The organism is Okeania sp. (genome assembly GCF_035285525.1).
Taxonomy (GTDB): Bacteria; Cyanobacteriota; Cyanobacteriia; order Cyanobacteriales; family Microcoleaceae; genus Trichodesmium.
The window spans coordinates 16,764-38,715 of record NZ_JAYKGW010000036.1; the positions used below are offsets into that span (position 1 = coordinate 16,764).

A 21,952-nucleotide genomic window follows, 5' to 3' on the forward strand; every position below is an offset into this window, starting at 1 on the left:
ACTCTTTAAATTTGTAATAATTAAGCAATCAGCTATTAGCTATAAATTTCATTTTAGGGAACAGGGAATATCTGACAGCTAATAATTGAATGCTTACTTAATTTTTTTACTTCTAGTTGAAGTTAAAAGCAGGAACTTTTGTAATAGAATATTTTTTATTAATAAAAAATATTTGCTAATATAGCAATATGGAATAATTTGTGAAAATAAACTGTAGAAATTTAGTTTCCAAATTCCTGAATGTTTCGCTTTGGAGACCAAAAAACTATGATAAAATCTTGCAACCTATTTAAGATTGCTTATAGCAAACCATATCAATAATTATCAAAAATATAATTACATAAGGTTTGCTGAAAAAGTTTTTTACTGGGGTAGATAATTGCACTTTTTCAGGATATAAATAAAGATCAAATTTTTGTCGATCCATACTTTTATATTTAATCAACAAGCCCTAAGTATTAGCTATTAGTAATTCCCATACTGGTAGTAATATTTTCCTGTAAAATTCAGCTATCAGCTATTGCTTTTAGTCCCAGATCAAAGCTTTATTAATTGACCAAAAAAAATCTAACCATAAAAGCCAGTTCACTTGACATTAGAGTTAATTTCATATTCATTAAAATTATATCCTTAAGTACAGGTTCTCTTTGCTAATAGCTAACCGCTAATAACTGAATGCTTATTATGGGTACTCAAATAATATAACCAGACTTTAGCGAACTGTCCTAGTGAAAAACGGTTCAAACTGTTTAAAATTCTCCAAAGCACGGCCAGTTCCCAACGCTACACAACAAAGGGGGTCTGCTGCAATATGAGTAATAATACCAGTTTCGTGACTAATTAAAGTATCTACCCCCTTTAATAAAGCACCACCACCAGCCAACATAATACCCCGATCTATAATATCTGCTGCTAGTTCAGGAGGAGTACGTTCCAAAGTTCGTTTAATTGCTTCTATAATGATAGATAAAGGTTCAGTCATACTTTCTCGAATCTCTGCTGCTTTAACTGTGACAGTTCTGGGCAAACCAGACAATAGATGCATACCTCTAACTTCCATAGTTCCGTCATTATCATTCTGAGCAGGATAAGCTGAACCTAATTGAATCTTTATATCTTCAGCGCTTCGTTCACCTATAACCAAATTATGGACTTTTTTCATATACTGAATCACAGCATCATTCAGTTCATCCCCAGCTACACGGACAGACTCACTAAGAACCGTACCTTGTAAACTAAGAACAGCAACTTCTGTAGTTCCGCCACCAATATCCACAATCATATTACCAGTAGGTTCAGCTACAGGCAACCCTGCACCAATAGCTGCGGCCACAGGTTCATCAATTAATCGGACATCCCTAGCACCAGCTTGGAATGCAGTGTCCATTAAAGCTCGTCTTTCGACAACAGTTACTCCACTAGGAATACCAATAACAATTCTAGGAGATACTAATGTTCTTCCTTCGTGAACTCGCCTAATAAAATGTTTCAGCATTAATTCTGCTGTATCAATATCAGCGATTACCCCATCTCGTAGGGGTCTCATGGCAATTACATTAGCAGGAGTACGTCCTAGCATTTTTTTGGCTTCTTCTCCTACTGCGATGGAAGTTTTTTGCTCCTGGTCAATAGCTACCACAGATGGTTCTTGAAGAACAATACCTTTGCCAGATAGATATACAAGTGTATTGGCAGTACCTAAGTCTATTCCCATGTCCCTAGACAAGGAAAACCAATTAGACGAATTTAGAAAACCCACTGGATTTTAACCCCCAAAATAAATTCTTAACTTTGTGTAATAATTTATAAATAAATATAGCTGAGGTGAATTCTATAATCTTTTTTATTCCTCAGTCTAGTAGGACTGTATCAGTAATGATACGAGCAAGTTTAACTGTCCTTGGTTTCTTTGTGCGACACAATAAGGACAAAATCCGGAGGAAGTGTTTGATTTGGAGCTACTTGAGTAATTAGTCCTCTTAGTATATCTTTTTTTTAGTAAAATGCTAAACTAAAAATTTAGTCTTGCTAAATACATTTATGGTATTACAGAAGGTAGGGAGTTAAAAAAGAAGCTCTTTTTTTTAATTAAACTATAAGATGGGAAATTATGTATGGTTTAGTTTTATCTTTTTTTTGGCTCTTAACTGATTAATATTTAGGGTCTTGCATGAAATAGAGGACTATTTTAAAAGTTTGGTATGATGTGATGGACATCTTCCTGATGACTGATATTTTTCCGTGGGTGTAATTTTGCATCTATATTATATTTATTCCTATAATCTGCAATGCCCAAATTAGCAAGTCTTAAAATTTAATTCACAGATAACTATAGATATTTGAAAATATATGAGTTTAAATGTGGTAACTTTGGTCGGTAGGGCAGGTAGAGACCCTGAGATTAAATATTTTGAATCAGGTAGTGTAGTTTGTAATGTTACTTTGGCTGTAAATCGTCCTTCTAAAAAAACTGACCAACCAGACTGGTTCGATTTAGAAATGTGGGGCAAAACTGCAGAAGTTGCTGCTGATTATGTTCGTAAAGGTAGTTTGATCGGAGTAAAAGGTTATTTGAAGTTTGATTATTGGCAAGACCGCAATACAGGAGTAAGTCGTTCTAAACCTGTAATTAGAGTAGATAGATTGGAATTATTAGGTTCTAAACGTGATGATGAACAAGCTGCTCAACAAAGTTATGATGAATTTTAATTTTAAAATTATCTAAAAATTAGACTTCTGGCACAAATGTAAGCATTCAGCTATTAGCTTTCAGACGTCAGCAATAATACTCTACTTTTGGAGTAATATTTAACTTAGGCTTCTCTAAGAGGCTACCTAAATTGAGAATAGTTTAAATAAGGCTTTTAGGGCAGCTAAAAACAATAGCTAAATGCTTACGCATAAATTGAGAATAAGGAGTAGGAAATAGAGTATTAACAAAGAGATTGTTGAGAAAAATGTACGAAAAAATTTTTGACTTTTACATTGCCAAAAGGTCTCAGCAATCCTTAGTAGAATGTAATAATTAAAAAACTAGAAATATACTCTGAAATTATTGCCTATTACCTATTTTTAATTGAGTTAATATTGGTGTTTTTTTTAGAGTTAGTTAGTCGAGGTTAATATGTACTATTTATCTTATTTGGAAAAATTAGGTTTAGCAACAAGGCAGGCTTAAAATATGAAAGTGCTGAAAGTTATTATTATTAGTTTTTTAGCAGTTTTTATACTTAATGGATGTGTTCAATATGAAGTAGGAATAAATTTTCAGAGTCAAACTCATGGTGAAATTGTACAACATATTAAATTAGCCAAGAAGTTACGCAATTTTAGTCGGGAGATTGTTTCTGATTGGATCAAAAGTATAGAATCTAGAACTTATCAGTTGGAAGGGAAAACCAAAAGGATATCTAGACAGGAAATTCTAGTTACAATTCCTTTTAACAATGGTTCTGATTTAGCAGAAAAATTCAATAGTTTTTTTGCATATAATAATTCTGGAGAATCTCAAAATTATACTCCAGAAACAGGAGTAGATTTACCACAATTAGCATCTCATATTGATGTTAACCAGAAGAATTTTTTGGTGGCATTGCGGAATAAGTTAAGTATGGATTTAGATTTACGATTATCTACAGATAATAGTAAGGTTGTTGTGAATCCTGCTGATTTATTAGATGTGGAATTTCAGTTAATTACACCTTGGGGTTTTAAGAGTATCCAATCAAGTGAAAATAGTACAATATACTATCAAAATGACCAGGAAATTACTTGGAAACTTAAGCCTGGAGAAATCAATTCATTAGATGTAGTATTTTGGGTTCCAAGTCCCATAGGAATAGGTGCAATTTTAATCAGTTTATTTGTTTACTTAGGTATAGCTTTAAAATATCAAATATTACCTACTCTAGAAACTAAGTAAAAACTAAATTTTTAAGCATTCAGCCGTCAGCTAAAAGAGGAATTAGTATTCAAACAGAATTAAAATCCGATATGAAAAAGATGATCAGCTAAATTTAAATATTACTTTCATCTATTTTGGGATGCAGGATAATCCAGGAAAAGCTGTTGGCGCAGCATTCCGCAGGAAATGCTTACCTAAATTTTTAGTCCGGAAATAATAAAATAACAATGATATAATAATATTATTTGAAATGTAAACTGGAGTTAAGTGTTTGATCAGGTTAAGCTTAAGGTATAAACTAAAAAAATTTTATAAATCATTTCATATTGGTATATTTAAGATATCTTAACTATTTTTAATGTCACAATATTCTTTGAATTTTGTATAATTGTAAGATATTAAGTTGATCAGCAAAATTAATTACACATCCTATTGACTATTTATTCTCTTTTCCCTATCTGAAAAATAGGAAAAATAGGAAATTTATTTTCCATGACTACTTAACAGTTTAGACATAAGTTCAAACAAAAACAATGAAACCAATAAACTTTTTGCTAATTTTCTTAGTTTGTCTAGCTTTAGTTATATTTGCTTTAGAAAATACTCAAACAACTACTATTAAGCTGATTGAAGGTATTGAGTTAGAAGCTCCATTATCTGTAGAACTTGTGGTTGCTACAGGATTAGGAGCAGTTCTAGCATGGCTATTTAGTTTATGGTCAAGAATGCAACATACCATAGGAAATTTTAGACAAATGCGAGAAATTCATAGCAGAAATAAACGTATTCAAGAATTACAAGAAGATGTAGAACGCTATGAAGAGGAACTTAAACAAAGAGATAGTTTGCCAGTAGCAAAACCAGTAGAATCTACTGAAGCCAATGCTTCTTAATATAAAGTATAATTAGTTCGTTACAACTTTTAAAACTTGCCTCTACTTTTGCAACTTTTAAGGTGTATAAGGTAAACATTTCCAGCGGAATGCTAAGTAAATAGCTATTAGATGTATGAATGTAATAACTTAACTAAGGTTAGGTTATTGCCAATTTCATTTCCTATAAAATAGTATGCCAAAATACAGCAGATTCCAAGTATATGAAGTACAGATATTAATAATAAAATATTTTTAGTGCAGGCCGGAAAGTCCGCGTAGGTGTACCTCATGAAGGTGGAATCTGCTGTAACTATCAGCGGATCATACTCCTCTATTGTAATAATGAGTGAATAACAAATAACTGATCAAAGACATCTTGTAGATATTTGTTCAGAATAGTCTATATTTTTAAGCTTGATCAAGTCACAGTAAAATAGAGAAAAAAACTACTACTATGACAATAGGAGTTCCCCAAGTTTCAGAAACCCTTTCGGAAGGAATAGCCTTATTAACAAATTTGGCAGAAAAGGGAGAAATTAATCCTTGGGATGTCCAAGTAATTGAAGTAATTGATCGCTATTTAAGTAAACTTACTCCTAAATCAAATATTTCTGCAAGGGACGATTTTACCAATTTATATCAGTCAGGTCAAGCTTTTTTGTACGCATCTATATTAGTCTGGCTAAAAGCAGATCATCTGGCTAATTCAGAATCATCTGAAAATAATTCGGAAATATCTGAAATAGTACAAGTTCCAGAAGCAGAAAATTTTGATACACCAAAGATACCACTGAAACTAGAACAACAATTACGTCGTCGTGCTGTAGCTCCTTCACCTCGAAAACGTAGAGTTACTCTTCAAGAATTAATTGAGCAGTTACAACTAATTGGAACTGCTATAGAAAATAGAAAAGCTCGGACTCGTATTCGCAAAACTAGCTCCAAAGCAAGAGCGCAAGCGGCAAAAGTTATTGCCGAATTAGCTCACCAGGAAAATTTAGTAGAAACAGCTATTGATCTAGAAAAGTTTCTTCTAGAAAAATTGCCAGATACTAATGAAGGTTGGTTAGAATTTGAGAATCTTTTAGAATTATGGTCTTCAGCGTTACAGTCTAAAACTGACATAGAAAAGGAAAATCAAAATCCTAATGTGCCAATAACTTCTGATCGAGTAGGTGCATTTTGGGCATTACTTCTACTTTCTGCTCAGTCTAAAGTTGAGTTGTCCCAAGAACAATTTTACCAAGAAATTAAAATTCGTACTATTTCATCTAATTCCGAAGAGGAGAAAATTTAACCCTTTAACTAAGCTAGACTTCATCGCACAAGGCATTGCATAAAATAAGGAGTCAACAGTTAGGGGAAAACTATACTGGTGAGTAGGAGAAAAAATTAAGTAAATATCTATGCTTAATTTTTTTCTGATAATTTGACTCTAGAGATAAAGTTAATCAAAATAATTTATCTATCCATAATATATGGTATATATACTTACCAGGTAAAATTTTCAGGTTACTTGTAATGTTACAGGTTGACCTGTGGAATGTGGGTTCTAGTTCATTAAACTTAAGACCGCCAAACTTAGAATTTGGAAACTATTCCCTTTCCGATAGAAGTTTACCTAGCCAAGTTTGGCTGTAAATTATATGCTGCAATGATCTACTGATTATAATCTTTTCTCAGGAAAGGAATATTTGAGAAAAATTATATTACCTAAATGTATATCGAAGATAAACTAGAAACATATGTCCGGCAATAATCCTATTTATATAGAGTATCAACAAACATTGGTAGATAAAAATAGGATTTACACAAAAAAACCAAGTTTTTAGGATAAATTCTTGTTTTTGAGAATAAACATTTAGGGAAGAACTGGGTTTCTGGGTTTTCCTGTGTAATGTGAAAATTCAGGGACTTACCTTTCTATCAGGGAAATGAAAATTACCACGCAGTTTTTCCGCCTGTTGAAATGAGGTTTTGACAGAGTTGGTAATGTAACTTGAGCATATAGATAATGAACATTTTAGTATTTTTGGCATTTTTAAGGTAGAGGAGACTAAAAATGAAAGCCATGATTCTGGCCGCTGGAAAAGGAACTCGTGTTCGTCCAATCACTTATAGCATTCCTAAACCAATGATTCCTATTCTCCAAAAACCGGTAATGGAATTTTTGGTGGAGTTGCTTCGTCAACACGGTTTTGACCAAATTATGGTCAATGTTAGTCATTTAGCAAAAGAAATAGAGGACTATTTTCGTGATGGTCAAAAGTTTGGGGTAGATATTGCTTATTCTTTTGAAGGACGAATTGAGGATGGAAATTTGATTGGGGAAGCATTGGGTTCTGCTGGTGGTATGAGGCGAATTCAAGATTTTTATCCTTATTTTGACGATACATTTGTGGTTCTTTGTGGTGATGCTTTGATAGATTTAGACTTGACCGCAGCAATCAAATGGCATAAAGAAAAAGGCTCGATGGCGACTATAATTATGAAGTCTATTCCTCGTGAGGAAGTTTCTAGTTATGGTGTGGTAGTGACAGATGAAACAGGGCGAATTCAATCTTTTCAGGAGAAGCCAAAAGTTGACGAGGCTTTGAGTACCGATATTAATACTGGTATTTATATTTTTGAGCCAGAAGTGCTTGATTATATTCCTTCTGGAGTGGAATTTGATATTGGTGGTCAGTTGTTTCCTAAACTGGTAGAAATAGATGCTCCGTTCTATGGTGTGGCAATGGATTTTGAATGGGTGGATATTGGTAAGGTACCAGATTATTGGCGAGCAATTAGGGATGTATTAATGGGGGAAGTGAAAAATGTTTCTATTCCTGGTAGGGAGGTATCTCCAGGAATTTATACTGGTTTAAATGTGGCAGTTAATTGGGATAAGGTGGATATTGAGGGGCCTGTTTATATTGGTGGTATGACCAAGATTGAGGATGGGGCGAAAATTATTGGGCCGACTATGATTGGTCCTAATTGCTGGATTTGTCGTGGGACTACTGTTGATAGTAGTGTTATTTTTGAGTATTCTCGTTTGGGTCCAGGGGTGCGTTTGGTTGATAAGTTGGTATTTGGTCGTTATTGTGTCGATAAGACTGGAGCTTCTATTGATGTTCAAGCTGCTTCTCTTGATTGGTTGATTACTGATACTCGTCATCCTTTTCCTTCTTCTCCTCCTGTGGAGCATGAAACAATTAAGGAAATTAAGGATATTCTGGAGCAAAATGGAGGTTGATTCAGTTATCAGTTATAAGTTTTAGAATTATCTAGGAGTCAGGGTAGGTATTTTTGGGGGTCTGATTTTTCGGGAACCGTAACCCTTGCTCTGTCGTGGTTCAAAAACGTAGCTCCCCACCGCTGATTTTAATAGGGATTAGTTGGGAACTAGAAACCCGGTTGCTTGAATAAATCGGGTTTCTTTGCGCTCCACCCCAAAGAGCGATCGATTATTGTAATGCTAATAACTGATAACTGAAAAGTTAGAAACTCCGTTAAACTTCAGGTGCTTAATAAAATGAAATTACTGTTGTGAAAGGGAAATACTGAGAAAATTTCTCGCCACATTTTCATTTTTAGTGCTTAAGGAAATGAAAAAAAGCGATCGCCTGAGTGGAAATAGTTAGGAACTTTTTTCCCACACTCAGAGTCGCGGGTGCTTTAACAAATGATAATAATTTGGCGGAATTAATTAATACTTGCCAGAATTAGGAAAATTGTTATCACATTCTGTGAAGCACTCGAAAATGGAAATAGTTAGGAACTTTTTCCCCACACTCAGAATCGCGGGTGCTTTAACAAATGATAATAATTTGGCGGAATTAATTAATACTTGCCAGAATCAGGAAAATTTTTATCACATTCTGTGAAGCACCCGAAAATGGAAATAGTTAGGAACTTTTTCCCCACACTCAGAGCCGAGAGTGCTTTCGGAAATAAAATTACTATTGCTATACAGAAATAGTCCAGTAGGGTGTGTGAGGCGCTAGCCGTAACGCACCATTATTAATTCAAAATCATAAAGGAATTAATCATCTGCTCGTTAAACTTTCCTCAAAGATGGTGCGTTAGCAAAGCGTAACACACCCTACTGGCTTTAATTAATTATTCAAATAAGTGTAACTACTCAAACTACTTTCATAATTTTGTAACAGCATTCGCGACTCTTTAATAGTAATTTTTTCCTCTTGTAAAGCCTGCTCAGTTTGACAACGAATACTTTCAACTAAACCATCAGAATTATACTTAACATAATTCAAAACTTCTGTCATAGTGTCACCCTTAACGACGTGTTCAATTTTGTATCCTGAAGGAGTTAATTTAATATGCACAACATTAACATCACCAAACAAATTATGGAGATTACCCATAATTTCTTGGTAAGCACCTCCCAGAAACATTGCCAGATAATAAGGTTCAAAAATAGAAGAATTTTCTGATGTTTTGCTATCAAAATCTTCAGCATATTTATCACTAATTTTCAGAGTATGTAATTCTAATAATAATTTGACATCTCGTAAATCAATAAACTTCTCAATTTTCCCATCACTATCACAAGTAAGGTCAGCTAATATAGCTCTTTCTTTAGGCTCTTCATCTAAGCGATGAATAGGCATAATTGGAAATAATTGATTAATCGCCCAACTATCAGGAGCAGATTGAAAAACAGAAAGGTTAATGTAATAGATAGATGCCATAATTTTTTCCATTTCCGCTAAATCATCTGGCACATATTCAGAGTCTTTTAATATGGCTTGAATTTTCCGAAAACATCCCCAGTATAGTTGTTCTACTTTTGCTCTTTCACTAATACTAAGATATCCAAAATTAAATAGACTAATAGATTCTTCTTTAAATTGAATAGCGTCGTGATATGCTTCCTGATAATTGTTTTGGTTAATAGATTGATAGGTTTCGTAGAGGTTTTGCAAAATTAAATGTTCGTCTTTATTAATAATTACTGATTCTTCTTTCGGAGCTTGACTAACTCCTAATACATCAAAAACTAAAACTGATTGATGAGATGCTATTGCTCTCCCACTTTCGCTAATTAATATTGGAGGTAATATTTTTTTCTCTTCACAAGCTTCCTTAACTTCTGCCACAATATCATTAGCATAATTCTGCATATCATAATTTCTAGAAGCATAAAAGTTGGTTTTAGAACCATCATAATCAACTGCTAAACCACCTCCTACATCTAAGTATTTCATATTTGCCCCTAGTTCAGCTAATTCTACATAAATTTGACTGGCTTCTCTAATAGCATCCTTAATCACACTAATTGAAGAAATTTGTGAACCAACATGAAAATGTAAGAGCTGTAAAGAATCTAAAATACCCCCATTTTTTAACTTATTAACAACTTGAATTATTTCCAAAATATTGAGACCAAATTTAGCGCGATCGCCTGTAGTTCCTGCCCAACGACCGATACCTTTAGTGCTGAGTTTTGCCCGAACTCCTACTACTGGTTTAATATTTAATTTTTTACTAGCTTCTATAACTAATTGTACTTCTTCTACCTGTTCAATAACTATTATTAATGTTTTTCCTAACCGTTGAGCTAGCATGGCAGTCTCAATATATTCTCGGTCTTTATAACCATTACAAATTATTAGTGAATCACTGGTATTTAAAGTAGCAATAGCTATTAATAATTCTGGTTTTGAACCAGCCTCTAAACCAAATTTATGAGGCTTCCCAAATTTAACTATTTCTTCTACTAACTGACTATTTTGATTACATTTAACAGGAAATACACCTCGATAAATATTCTTATATTTATAACGAGCGATCGCTTTAGAAAAACAAGCATTTAATCGTTCAATTCTATCTTCAAGAATATCGGAAAATCGCAGAATTAAAGGTAGTCCTATATTTCTTTGTTTAATAGATTCAACAAGTTCGTATAAATCTAAAGAACCTCCTAAATCGCCTTTAGGAGAAACTGTAACATGACCAGCAGAATTAATTGCAAAATAGGGATGACCCCAGCCAAGTATTCTATATAATTTCTCACTATCTTCTATTACCCAAGATTTTTTTTCTTCAGACTTGATAGGATTAATATCTGTTTTATCTGTTTGAGAATTATTAGTTAATGATGTAGAATTTGCAGTCTCAGAAAAGTTTTGATTTGTAGTTGATTGTAAATCCATTTTATTTTTCAATTCCAAAGGGTTAAACTTGAGATTATTTTAACTTTTTAAGATACTAAAATTTTAGATATTTTTGATTCCATCATTATTAGTCAAGGTATCAGCTCAAAACTATTGTGGAATAGTTTTAGTTAAATTTACTCTTGATTGGCAAGTATGATGATTAACTTAAATTTTTAACATAATCAAATGTTAGATATTTTTGATTCCATCATTATTAGTCAAGGTATCAGCTCAAAACTATTGTGCAATAGTGATAAAATCAATTCGGACTTAGAAACAATCAATTATTCCCCCCCATATTTCCTGTTCCTTCTTTTCTTGAGATGTATAGTACAAGTAAAAAGATTAGCTCAAAAACTATTACCCTAGAATTTGAGCAAAAAATCCCCTGTCCTGTAAAGTATTACTGTTAATTGAGCAAATTTTTAAGGAGTATTAGTTTGGAACGTACCTTTATTGCAATTAAACCCGATGGTGTCCAAAGAGGACTTGTAGGCCAGATTATCAGTCGTTTTGAAACCAAAGGTTTTACTCTAGTTGGTCTAAAAAGTATGAGTGTAAGTAAGGAACTGGCTGAAAAACACTACGATGTTCATAAAGAAAGACCATTTTTTCCAAGCTTAATACAATTTATTACATCTGGACCTGTAGTAGCAATGGTTTGGGAAGGAGAAGGAGTTGTGGCATCTGCGAGAAAAATTATTGGGGCAACTAATCCTTTGAGTGCTGAACCTGGTACAATTCGTGGTGATTATGGAATTAGTGTTGGCCGTAATTTAATACATGGTTCTGATGCCATTGAGACTGCTAAAACTGAAATTAGTCTTTGGTTTAAAGAGGAAGAGTTAGTATCATGGCAGCCTACTTTAACTCCCTGGATTGTAGAATAAAACAAATAGAAAAAATTTTTTCCTGTCTGAAATATTTATCAGTTAGCTCCGTAGTTTGGCTAAATACAAAAGAAGAATAATTTTGAAGAAGGAAAAAATTTAATATTTATTTCAATTTGTAACAATAACAGTCTAGCAACTTCCAATTGTAGGTAAAATACGGAAAATTAACTGGAAAGTAAACTACAAAAATAAGGAGTTTTAAACCATGTCTTTATCTGATACCCAAGTATTGGTTGCTTTAGTAATTGCTCTAATCCCTGGAATCTTAGCATTCCGACTCTCAACTGAACTGTACAAATAAAATCTTGGCAATTAATTAAAATTTAATTTCTAAATCTGTCCTCACAGTTACTCCTTAACAGGATAAAATTTTGGCTTGTTATCGAAGTCAGATATTATCATAAAGTTACTAGGAGAAAAGCTGCAAGGGCAGATTTTTTTATGGAATAGTTAAAAGAGCAAACATCTTACTATAAATCTTAAATTTTATCCATAAATTATCAATTCTTTTTCCTTCTATCAACATATAGCAATTCTAAAAACGAAACTTCTACCTGTTCCCTCCATACCTATTCCCTTTAAAAAGTAAATAAAAAAATGAAACTTCTACCTGTTCCCTGTTCCCTCTTCCCTGTTCCCTCTTCCCTAAAAAAAGATTGAGTTGACATCCTGAATGAGAATACTTAAGCATAGATTAATATATTAGAAGTAAGCTCTCGCCCATTCAAACTGCTTATTTTATAAGTTGTAATCTTTGATAAACTTAGAAAAAATATCTGATAGATGTTTAACAGCTTATAGTAATTAATTAACTTATCCAGACAAATATATGCAAGCCACTCAACCTACTCAATTTTCACAAGTTTCTCAGAATTATTCTAGTAAAGTCAAACCTAGCGCACCCTCTAAAAAAAATAAATTTACTCATTTAGGAATTGAAACTACAGCTAAATTATTAACTAATATTCTAATATCCGCTTTTGTAACTTCAGCTCTACTAAAATTGTTACCTCATTATCAATCTATTCAAGAAAAACTACAAGTTATTGAATCTGAAATTGAAGCTACAACAGACAGACTAAATAATCAGAAAGAAGATTTTAGCCGTTATTTTGATCCTAGTCAAGCTAAAACTATTATGCAAGAACAAAGCAATCAAGTAGACTCTAATCAAATACCTATTATTTGGCTAGAAGATGATAGTGAGAAATCTAAATAGGGAGTAGGGAGCAGGGAGTAGTTAATAGTTAGGATTTAGGGAAGTTTTATAAGAGGTGGTTATTTATAATCCTCTTTTAGTTTTTCTATTTTATAGGTAGTAGGGAGTAGTTAAGAGTCAAGATTTAGGGAAGTTCTAATTGTTCAAACCTTGTATTTCTATATGCTTTGATAAATAATTCAGCCAACCCTAATTAAATTAATAACTTAAAGCTGATAGCTAATAACTGATAGCTGAATGCTTACATTTAAGCTGCCTTTTCTAATACAAATTGAGATATTATAAGCTCTACAGCAGCTTGATATTGTTTATCAACTTCTGTGGTAATTTGATTAGGTAAAATTGACTCTTGCTTAACCAAAATATCAGGAACAATTCCCAGTTTATTAATATCTTTATGATTTGGCGTTTCATACTTAGCAACAGTAACTGCTAATCCCGAACCATCAGATAAATCAAATAAAGATTGAATTAACCCTTTACCAAAAGTTTTTTCACCTACTAATAAAGCACGACTATTATCTTGAAGTGCCCCAGCTAAAATTTCACTTGCACTGGCAGTTCCCTGATTAGTTAAAACAACTAATGGGGCATTAGTTATAGCAGAACCTTCAGCAGAGAAACTATCAAGAACTCTTTGTCTATTAACTGTATAAACAATTGTACCTTCCTCTAACCAGAGACTAGCAATTTCTATACCAGCTTGTAAAAGTCCACCTGGATTATTGCGTAAATCAAGTATATATCCAATCGCTCCTTTTTCCTCAAAATTTTCTACTGCTTGACTGATTTCTGTAGTAGCATTAGCATTAAATTGATTCAGACGAATATAACCAATCGGTCCAGCTTCAGAGTTAGACTTTAACCTAGCATAGACTGGATTAATTTCTATTTGTTCCCGAATTATAGTTATATCTTGGGGTTGGTTCCTACTTTTTTTCAAAATGGTTAGTACCACAGAAGAACCAATAGTACCCCGCATTCTATTTGCAGCTTCATCTAATGAAAATTCTGTGGTGGGATGGCCATCAATTTTAATTACGCGATCGCCCGCTTGGATACCAGCAGTTTCAGCAGGAGAACCTTCTAAGGGAGAAATAACTATTACTTCTCCTGTTTTAGAGTCTAAAGCAATTTGTAAACCTACTCCTATTAATTCTCCAGAAGTATCGACTTGCAAATTACGGTATTGTTGTGGTTTAAGAAGTCGGGTGAAAGGATCTTCTAGACTAGCCAACATTTCTTCGATAGTGTTGTAAGTTTCTTCTCTAGTTTTTAGGGGTTTCTTCATTAATTTTTGACGCTTAAACCACCAGTTCTGATGGTTGAAAGAATCATCTATATAAGCCAAATTAACTATACGCCAAGCTTCCCCTAATAATTTTTGTTCTTCTGTTAATGCTGTTGCCGAAGAAGTCCAGAGTCCCCAGTTCAGAATAGTTGGTAATATTAATAGAAATATAATTTGGAAAAATCTTTTTTTCATAAAATGAAAGTATATATTTAGATAGGGCTAGCTGATTAAATCTAAAATTTTTTATAGGTCGTTTCAGTTATCAGTTATCAGTACCTCTAGCTGTTTACGCAGTATTTGGGGGGAAAGCAAGAGGCTTGAAATATGGAATTTTTTCTCTTGCCAAGTTTTTAGATAGCTCAAGTTCCTCAAGTTAGTATTTTCGGATAACGGGAGGTAGAAAAGTCAACTCTACCATTATAAACAACTACTTCCTTTATAATTCCTATTCATCTTGACTTTGTGAAGTTCCATGAAACGTCCCTACCCCCTGGTTCAAAAAAAGACTTTCATAAGCAAACCCTAAACAATACCGTTTTGAAAAAATAATGGGACAAAAAGGTAGATATGAATCGGAAATAGTTAAAAATAGCTGCTCCAATTAAGTTTTAGATAGAGATAAATATCGTTTATTCCTTTTTTTTCATAACTTACGACAATGTACTATATATAGATTCAAAAAACGATTTTGCTCTAGTTTTAACCACTATATCTAGATGCACTGCCTAATTCCTGTTTTTATTAAAGGTTTTTTCCTTCTTCCTTCTTACTTCTTCCTTCTTCCTTCTTACTTCTTACTTCTTCCTTCTTCCTTCTTCCTTCTTCCTTCTTCCTTCTTCCTTCTTCCTTCTTCCTTCTTCCTTCTTACATATCGAACTCTAGAAAAATTACGACCTTATCTGAAATATATCTATGAATTATGTTAAATTTTATTACTAGAGGGTAGGCAAGGAAAATTTTTTTTTGAAAAAATATACTTGCTGCTTCATTTATGTATCAGTTGGTATGATATTCGTATTGCTGATTCAAGGGTTACGGTTAAGTATCTCTTCCTAACTACCCAGAAACTTAATTCATTAAAAAAGCAGTCAGCAGTCAGAAAGCAGGGAATTAAACCAAGCAAAAAACTGTTAACGCAGTTCCTCTGCCAAAGACTAGCTAAATGCTAAAAGCTGATAGCTAATTAACAAACAGCAATATTCATCTAGGATTTTTGACTTAATGTTCACAAAACAGGTAACTGATTCACCCGCTTATAAGTGGTTTGACGAACGCTTAGAAATTCAAGCGATTTCAGACGACATTACTAGCAAATATGTTCCACCCCATGTAAATATTTTCTACTGCTTAGGTGGAATTACTCTAATGTGCTTCCTAATCCAGTTTGCTACTGGATTTGCCATGACTTTCTACTACAAACCAACAGTAGCAGAAGCATTATCATCAGTCCAATACATTATGACTGAAGTAAACTTCGGTTGGCTAATTCGCTCCGTCCACCGTTGGTCTGCCAGTATGATGGTATTGATGATGATTCTTCATGTTTTCCGAGTATACCTCACAGGTGGTTTCAAAAAGCCCCGCGAGCTAACCTGGGTAACAGGAGTAGTTATGGCAGTAATTACAGTGAGCTTTGGTGTAACTGGTTATTCCTTACCTTGGGACCAAATTGGTTACTGGGCGGTAAAAATTGTATCTGGTGTACCTGATGCTATTCCATTTGTTGGTCCATTCATCGTAGAACTAATGCGTGGTAGTACAAGTGTTGGTCAAGCAACTCTAACTCGTTTCTACAGTCTTCATACTTTTGTATTACCTTGGTTTATTGCAGTATTTATGCTACTGCACTTCTTAATGATTCGTAAGCAAGGTATCTCTGGTCCTTTGTAAATTAGGCTGCTATTAACAAGAAACTAAATTATCGAGTCAAACTCAGTTTGAGGCATCGTAACTTCCACTGATAATTTTGCTACGGTAAATTTATTGAGTTACTGAAAAGCTTTAGAAGACTGAAAACTTGTGTTGAGCAAAATCTCAGACTACTAAATTTCAGTAGAAGTTCCCCAGAAAATTTTAACCCGTCGAGGAACCAAGTTTTGTGAGAAGCGTGTTGTCCTTCCTGCGGGATGAAAACTTCAACTATCACGGAGAAGAAAACTTTTATGTCCACATTAAAAAAACCGGATCTGAGCGATCCTAAATTAAGAGCTAAATTAGCTCAAGGTATGGGTCACAACTACTATGGTGAACCTGCTTGGCCTAATGATTTGCTCTATGTATTCCCAGTAGTAATGATGGGTACACTTGCTTTATGTATAGGTTTGGCTGTATTAGACCCTGCTATGGTTGGTGAACCAGCAAATCCATTTGCTACTCCTTTGGAAATTTTGCCTGAGTGGTATTTCTGGCCAGTTTTCCAAATTTTGCGTGTTGTACCTAATAAGTTATTGGGTATTGTAGCAATGGCTTCTATTCCTTTAGGATTAATGTTGGTTCCTTTCATTGAAAGTGTGAATAAGTTCCAAAATCCTTTCCGCCGTCCTGTAGCTACTGCTGTATTTTTGTTTGGTACTGCGGTTACTTTATGGTTAGGTATTGGTGCTACTTTTCCAATTGATAAGTCCTTCACTCTTGGTTTATTCTAAGATTTTGGATATCTAGATTCTCAGACTTAGATATCTAAAATTTTACGCCCTTTGTAGATTTTCTTCATAAGTACATTATGTATTTGTAGAAATTTTTCAGAGGGCGTAAATTTTTTTTTGAATCTATCATGGGGTTAAGCCAATTTGATAAACTATATTAACTGCTTAATGACAGTTAATGCACGATTCATTAACTTCTCACTCTGTCAGACTTGAAGACGAAATTATATACAAATAATTTAATTTTTCACGACTACTTAAATTTTCATACTTGGCTTCGGATGCTAAACTTTTATGATTGAATTTTAGTTTTGCCTGAAACGTCTTAAACTATCAGTAATAAATTATAAATGATCACTAATATGAGGGTGTTTCAGAAATAAAAATAATCTCAGAGAAGGGAAATAAAATTGACTAACAAAGTTGCTCAAAAGAAAGAAAATATATTTATTTTTCTACAAGTTTTATCTTGTGAAGGTGGTATTCAGTCTTATGTAAGAGATATTTTTCAAGCTTATCAAGAGTTAACAAATTCTGTAAAATCTAACTACTCTTTCAAATCAGATATTTTGTTACTAAGAGATGGGAAAGATTGTGAAAATCCCTATCAGTCGAAAAGTCTAAATTTTTATTATTTGAAAACTCAGTCTGTTTGGTTAGGGAGATTAAAATTAGCTACAACATTACTATGGTTCTTACTAAAAAAACAACCCAAACAAGTTTTTTGTGGTCATATTAATTTAGCTCCATTAGTGCAAACTTTGTGTGTACCTTTAGGCATTCCCTACACAATTTTAACTTATGGTAAAGAAGTATGGGAACCACTACCTAATAAATATCAACAAGCATTAAAACAAGCAACTAAAATATTAACTATTAGTCGTTATAGTCGCGACCAGTGTTGTGAAAGTAACCACCTTAATCCAGAAAAGTTTCAATTATTGCCTTGTATGGTAGATGGGGATAAATTTATTCCTGGACCTAAACCTGTAGATTTAATTGAGCGTTACAATCTTCAAGGGGCAAAGGTATTAATGACCGTAGCTAGACTTTGGTCGGGAGACCCCTATAAAGGTGTGGATGTCACAATTCGAGCTTTGCCTAAGTTACTACAATTTTTCCCAGAAGTCAAGTATTTAGTAATAGGACGAGGAGATGACCAACCTCGTTTAGCTAAGTTAGCTGAAGATTTAGGGGTAAAGGAAAAAGTAGTATTTGCTGGATTTGTGCCTACAGAAGATTTAGTTAAACATTATCAGGTAGCTGATGCTTATGTGATGCCTTCTCAGGAAGGATTTGGTATTGTTTATTTAGAGGCAATGGCCTGTGGAGTGCCTGTTTTGTCGGGAGATGCTGATGGTTCGGCAGAACCTTTACAAGATGGAAAGTTAGGATGGCGCGTACCTCACCGAGACCCAGAAGCAGTAGCTAATGCTTGTATAGAAATGCTGAAGGGAGAGGATAAAAGATGTGATGGTGAATGGTTACGAGAGAAAAGTTTAAAGATTTTTGGTAAGGTAGCTTTTACTGAAAGAGTAAGACAACTTTAAAAATAATTAATAATTAATAATTAGGGTTTACTGATTAAATCTAAAAGGATTAACAGAAAGAAGTTAAAATAATTAGGATAGCAATCCTAAATAGGTTGTGAAAAATCAAAAAGTAAATAAAAAAAATGAAACTCTTCCCTGTTCCCTGCTCTATGTTCCCTATTCCCTAAAAGCAACTAAATTTTTGACACGAATCAAATAGGATTGCTATAGTTAATAACTAATATAGCGCTTTCTATTGTTATGAGGTAAATCTTTTGCGGGCAAAATGCCCACACTAGAAAATTTATAATTAATATTTTTACCTTATAGTTTCGGAATTTGCTGTAATTAATAATTAAGGTTTAAGGAAGCTATTATGAACGACTACCTATTCTATAACTTCCTTTTTATCGTGATTCTTAACTATTTTCTACTTCAACAAAAAGATTTTTTTTCAGCAAGCCTTAATTAATAATTGCCTCTGGTTAAAATTTAGAGAATTGAACTAATTATTCTGTCGGCGTGATCATCATTTAATAACTCATAGCTTATAGCTAAATGTTTACGAATAAAATTTATTATAAGGAGATAATTTAAGTGAATCAAGGAAACTCAAAAATATTTCAATTAACTATGTCTAGTATTGGTAACTGGCTAATTGTTTTAGCTGTTGTTTGGTTACTAGGTTCTGTAGGTTTAGGATGGCTAGTTAATTCTATTTTAATATTATTTGGTTTTATTTTAATTGCACCTGTAGTTGGCTTTATTGGTCTACGTTGGTGGTTAAATCGCAATTTAATTATTGATAAATGTCCGGTTTGTAGTTATGAATTTACTGCTTTAAACCAAACTCAATGTCAATGTCCTAATTGTGGAGAACCTCTTAAAGTTGAAGAAGGTAATTTTATTAGGTTAACTCCTCCTGGTACTATTGATGTTTCTGCGGTAGAAATTAATGCCAAACAAATTGAAGAGTAAGCATTCAGCATTTAGCATTCAGCATTCAGCTATGAACTATTAACTCATTATTTGGCAATAGGAAAGAGCTGACTGCTAATACCTAAATGTTTACCTGAATCCTAAGTTTTAACCTAAATATTTATAGCAAAAATTTATCGTACCTGGTATTATTTACTAATGAATAAATCTGCAATTATAGGTATATGATCTGAACCTAATTTGGAACTTAAATTAGCTTTGGTTTCAACATTTACAACTTTAATTTCTGAACTGATTAAACAATGATCTATAGGAATTTGAAAAAATCTAGATAGAATATAAAATACTATTGATTTACTAAATCCTTTGCCAGGCCAAGTAGGAAGAATACCAAAGCCTAAACGAGTATTTCTTAACCCTGTTTCCTGTTCTAATTTTTGATAGTAAGGAGACCACATGGTAATATTCAAATCTCCTCCTAGAATGACTGGATTATTTAATTGTTGAATATATTTAGCAAGTTCTTCTAATATTTGATTCCGTTTTTGAAAGGTACTTACTTTTATAGGAACGGTGGGATGGGTTGCTATTAAGTTAATAACTTTTTGATTAATTTTAAATTCGGTAATAATAGTAGCTCTTTCTGGAGCAAAAAATTCTATTGAATAATTATTGAGAGGAAATTTGCTGTAAATTACTATAATTTCAGAAGAAGACTGAGCATAAATTGAATAGGGTAAAGTATCTGATAATGTTTGGAGTTTTTGCAGCCATATATTGGTGGCTTCTAAAAAAATTGCTATATCTGGATTTTCTGCTTTTACCATTTCGGTAATTTGTGAATATCGATCATTTCTGCCTCCGTAAATATTGTGAACTAAAATTCGTAAGTTAGGAGTTTCTTGACTAATACTATTTTGATTAATATACCAGGGTAAAATAGGAGTGAGATTGATAACTGTGCAAAATATACCGATAAATAAAAGTCTTTTTTCGCCTATTATGGCTAAACATAATAGCAAGATTAAACTAATTACAAAATATTGAATTTTGAAATGAGAGATTAGCTCGAAAATAATACCTTTTTGCCAATAACCTGCTAGGGAAAATAAAGTGGTAATAATTATTCCTGTTGTTAGTAGGTAACTGATGATTGTTTCTATTAGATCAAGATAATATTTTTGCATATTCTCATCATCCTTTATTAATAATTACAGCAAATTCCAAGTACATTGAAGTACACATATTAATAATCAAATCTTTTCAGTGTCAGCCGGAAATGTCTCGTGGGTGTACCTTACTAAAGTCGAATCTGCTGTGAATGTTGCCAGTATCCGCATCTTGTCTGGGTGAGCTTACCTCATGAAGGTAGAATGGGTTTTCTAATTACTGTAAATTTGAGAAGATACTATTTTTGTTGAATAAAAAATCATACACATAGGCGAACGAACCATTATAGAATAACTATATCAGAATTTTTCAATATTTACAACCTCCGATTATTGTTTGAAAATTTTTGGGGGAAGCTCTTGAAAATGAAATGAAATTTGGTAGTTATATTAAATTCGCCATGTAAACCCAGAAACCCGGTTTCTTCAAGAAACCAGGTTTCTTTGCTTAGTTTCGATGTCAAATATTCAGGACTTACGCAATACTATCTATAGAGTTCAAAAACTATTGTGCAATAGTTTTAAGCGCTATATGTAGCGTCACTGGGTAAGTCCTAATATTAATCAAAAGATACTATTCCTCTCTAAACTCTATCTAATAGGAATTACTTTCCATTGTGCATTAGCTCTACCTGCTGGATTACCACCATGAACTGTGACAGTATCCTGTGTAACACCCTTCTCCAGAGCAGTAGGAGAACAACCGTTACACCGAGCTACATATTCCCCTGAATTAGCCTTGAAGGCATAGTTGCCATTGGGCAGTAATTCTGGTGTAAATTGAGCGTTAAGATTATTTGGGTTGTCGTGAAAAATAACTAGAAAGTCAGAAACTGCGCCATCTTTGATACAACCATTACACCGACCTATATATTTGCCAATGTCAGCTTTCAAAGCAATTTTTCCACCACTAACAGGAACAACTGTGAACTGAGCATGACCAACGTTGTATCCGTCTCGAAGTGTCACAGTATCTGGAATAGGAGTAGGACCCAAAGTTTCTTGACAGTCTCTACACCGAGCCATAAATGTTCCAGTGTCAGCTACTTGCAAAGCCACTTTTCCTCTGGGAAATGAGCTGTCTTGACTATTTGCTAAGGGAGCAGTTAAGGTCAGAGGCTTAATAGCTGCCAGAGTTAATGCTAATGTAAACCACTTTTTCATTTTATGTATAATTAGTTACAAACTTAGCGTTGAAAAAAAATCAATACTATTAACAAATAAAAAAAATTATATATTATATCATAATTTTTGGCATTATCCAAAATTTTATTTTGGTGGAGGAAATTTTAGAGGGGGGGTTTAGGGAGGCAAAACC

17 protein-coding genes are annotated in these 21,952 nt (G+C 33.3%); 12 read left to right on the top strand and 5 right to left on the bottom strand.

The window, feature by feature from the left end; all coding sequences use genetic code 11:
* Positions 1-712 precede the first annotated feature (712 nt).
* Positions 713-1,714 carry a rod shape-determining protein gene (locus tag VKJ25_RS03735; protein WP_324235283.1) on the bottom strand — a complete coding sequence of 334 codons (1,002 nt, stop codon included), beginning with the start codon at positions 1,712-1,714 and terminating at the stop codon, positions 713-715.
* A gap of 635 nt (positions 1,715-2,349) precedes the next feature.
* Here VKJ25_RS03735 and VKJ25_RS03740 point away from each other — a divergent pair.
* The 5 genes from VKJ25_RS03740 to VKJ25_RS03760 all read left to right on the top strand — a co-directional run bounded on the left by VKJ25_RS03740 (position 2,350) and on the right by VKJ25_RS03760 (position 8,017).
* Positions 2,350-2,709: a single-stranded DNA-binding protein gene (locus VKJ25_RS03740; protein ID WP_324235284.1), complete on the top strand. Its 360-nt coding sequence runs from the start codon at positions 2,350-2,352 to the stop codon at positions 2,707-2,709.
* 472 nt (positions 2,710-3,181) lie between these two features.
* Positions 3,182-3,922, top strand: coding sequence for a DUF3153 domain-containing protein (locus tag VKJ25_RS03745; protein ID WP_324235285.1), 741 nt, complete (start codon positions 3,182-3,184; stop codon positions 3,920-3,922).
* Positions 3,923-4,437: 515 nt separating this feature from the next.
* Positions 4,438-4,797, top strand: a complete 360-nt coding sequence (locus VKJ25_RS03750; RefSeq protein ID WP_324235286.1) for a LapA family protein — start codon at positions 4,438-4,440, stop codon at positions 4,795-4,797.
* A gap of 436 nt (positions 4,798-5,233) precedes the next feature.
* On the top strand, positions 5,234-6,076 hold the full coding sequence (locus VKJ25_RS03755; protein WP_324235287.1) for a segregation/condensation protein A: 843 nt from the start codon (positions 5,234-5,236) through the stop codon (positions 6,074-6,076).
* Positions 6,077-6,841: 765 nt separating this feature from the next.
* Positions 6,842-8,017 carry a nucleotidyltransferase family protein gene (locus VKJ25_RS03760; RefSeq protein ID WP_324235288.1) on the top strand — a complete coding sequence of 392 codons (1,176 nt, stop codon included), beginning with the start codon at positions 6,842-6,844 and terminating at the stop codon, positions 8,015-8,017.
* Between the two features lie 862 nt (positions 8,018-8,879).
* Here the strand turns inward: VKJ25_RS03760 and speA are convergent.
* Entirely contained in the window at positions 8,880-10,940 is a 2,061-nt protein-coding gene (gene speA / locus VKJ25_RS03765; RefSeq protein WP_324235289.1) for a biosynthetic arginine decarboxylase, read from the bottom strand.
* Between the two features lie 443 nt (positions 10,941-11,383).
* On the opposite strand from speA, the gene ndk reads away from it, so the two are divergent.
* The 3 genes from ndk (at position 11,384) to VKJ25_RS03780 (ending at position 13,055) form a co-directional block, all read left to right on the top strand.
* The gene (gene ndk, locus VKJ25_RS03770) at positions 11,384-11,833 is read left to right on the top strand and encodes a nucleoside-diphosphate kinase (protein WP_324235290.1); all 450 of its coding nucleotides are present in this window, start codon (positions 11,384-11,386) and stop codon (positions 11,831-11,833) included.
* A 208-nt stretch (positions 11,834-12,041) separates the two neighbouring features.
* Positions 12,042-12,137, top strand: coding sequence for a photosystem I reaction center subunit XII (gene psaM / locus VKJ25_RS03775; protein ID WP_324235291.1), 96 nt, complete (start codon positions 12,042-12,044; stop codon positions 12,135-12,137).
* A 528-nt stretch (positions 12,138-12,665) separates the two neighbouring features.
* A complete protein-coding gene (locus VKJ25_RS03780) occupies positions 12,666-13,055 on the top strand; it encodes a slr1601 family putative cell division protein (protein ID WP_324235292.1) in 390 nt (129 codons plus the stop codon).
* 247 nt (positions 13,056-13,302) lie between these two features.
* On the opposite strand, the gene ctpA is transcribed toward VKJ25_RS03780, so the two are convergent.
* Complete coding sequence (gene ctpA / locus VKJ25_RS03785) at positions 13,303-14,541, bottom strand: carboxyl-terminal processing protease CtpA (protein WP_324235293.1); 1,239 nt, start codon at positions 14,539-14,541, stop codon at positions 13,303-13,305.
* A gap of 1,029 nt (positions 14,542-15,570) precedes the next feature.
* On the opposite strand from ctpA, the gene petB reads away from it, so the two are divergent.
* From petB to VKJ25_RS03805, 4 genes are all read left to right on the top strand, one after another.
* Complete coding sequence (gene petB, locus VKJ25_RS03790; protein WP_324235294.1) at positions 15,571-16,239, top strand: cytochrome b6; 669 nt, start codon at positions 15,571-15,573, stop codon at positions 16,237-16,239.
* A gap of 272 nt (positions 16,240-16,511) precedes the next feature.
* Positions 16,512-16,994, top strand: a complete 483-nt coding sequence (gene petD, locus VKJ25_RS03795) for a cytochrome b6-f complex subunit IV (protein ID WP_324235295.1) — start codon at positions 16,512-16,514, stop codon at positions 16,992-16,994.
* A 410-nt stretch (positions 16,995-17,404) separates the two neighbouring features.
* A complete protein-coding gene (locus VKJ25_RS03800) occupies positions 17,405-18,544 on the top strand; it encodes a glycosyltransferase (RefSeq protein WP_324235296.1) in 1,140 nt (379 codons plus the stop codon).
* 579 nt (positions 18,545-19,123) lie between these two features.
* Positions 19,124-19,504, top strand: a complete 381-nt coding sequence (locus VKJ25_RS03805; protein WP_324235297.1) for a hypothetical protein — start codon at positions 19,124-19,126, stop codon at positions 19,502-19,504.
* 149 nt (positions 19,505-19,653) lie between these two features.
* Here the strand turns inward: VKJ25_RS03805 and VKJ25_RS03810 are convergent, their stop codons facing one another.
* Positions 19,654-20,652 (bottom strand): endonuclease/exonuclease/phosphatase family protein, encoded by a 999-nt coding sequence (locus VKJ25_RS03810; protein WP_324235298.1) that lies wholly within the window; start codon positions 20,650-20,652, stop codon positions 19,654-19,656.
* Positions 20,653-21,225: 573 nt separating this feature from the next.
* Positions 21,226-21,798, bottom strand: a complete 573-nt coding sequence (locus tag VKJ25_RS03815; RefSeq protein ID WP_324235299.1) for a fascin domain-containing protein — start codon at positions 21,796-21,798, stop codon at positions 21,226-21,228.
* Positions 21,799-21,952 lie beyond the last annotated feature (154 nt).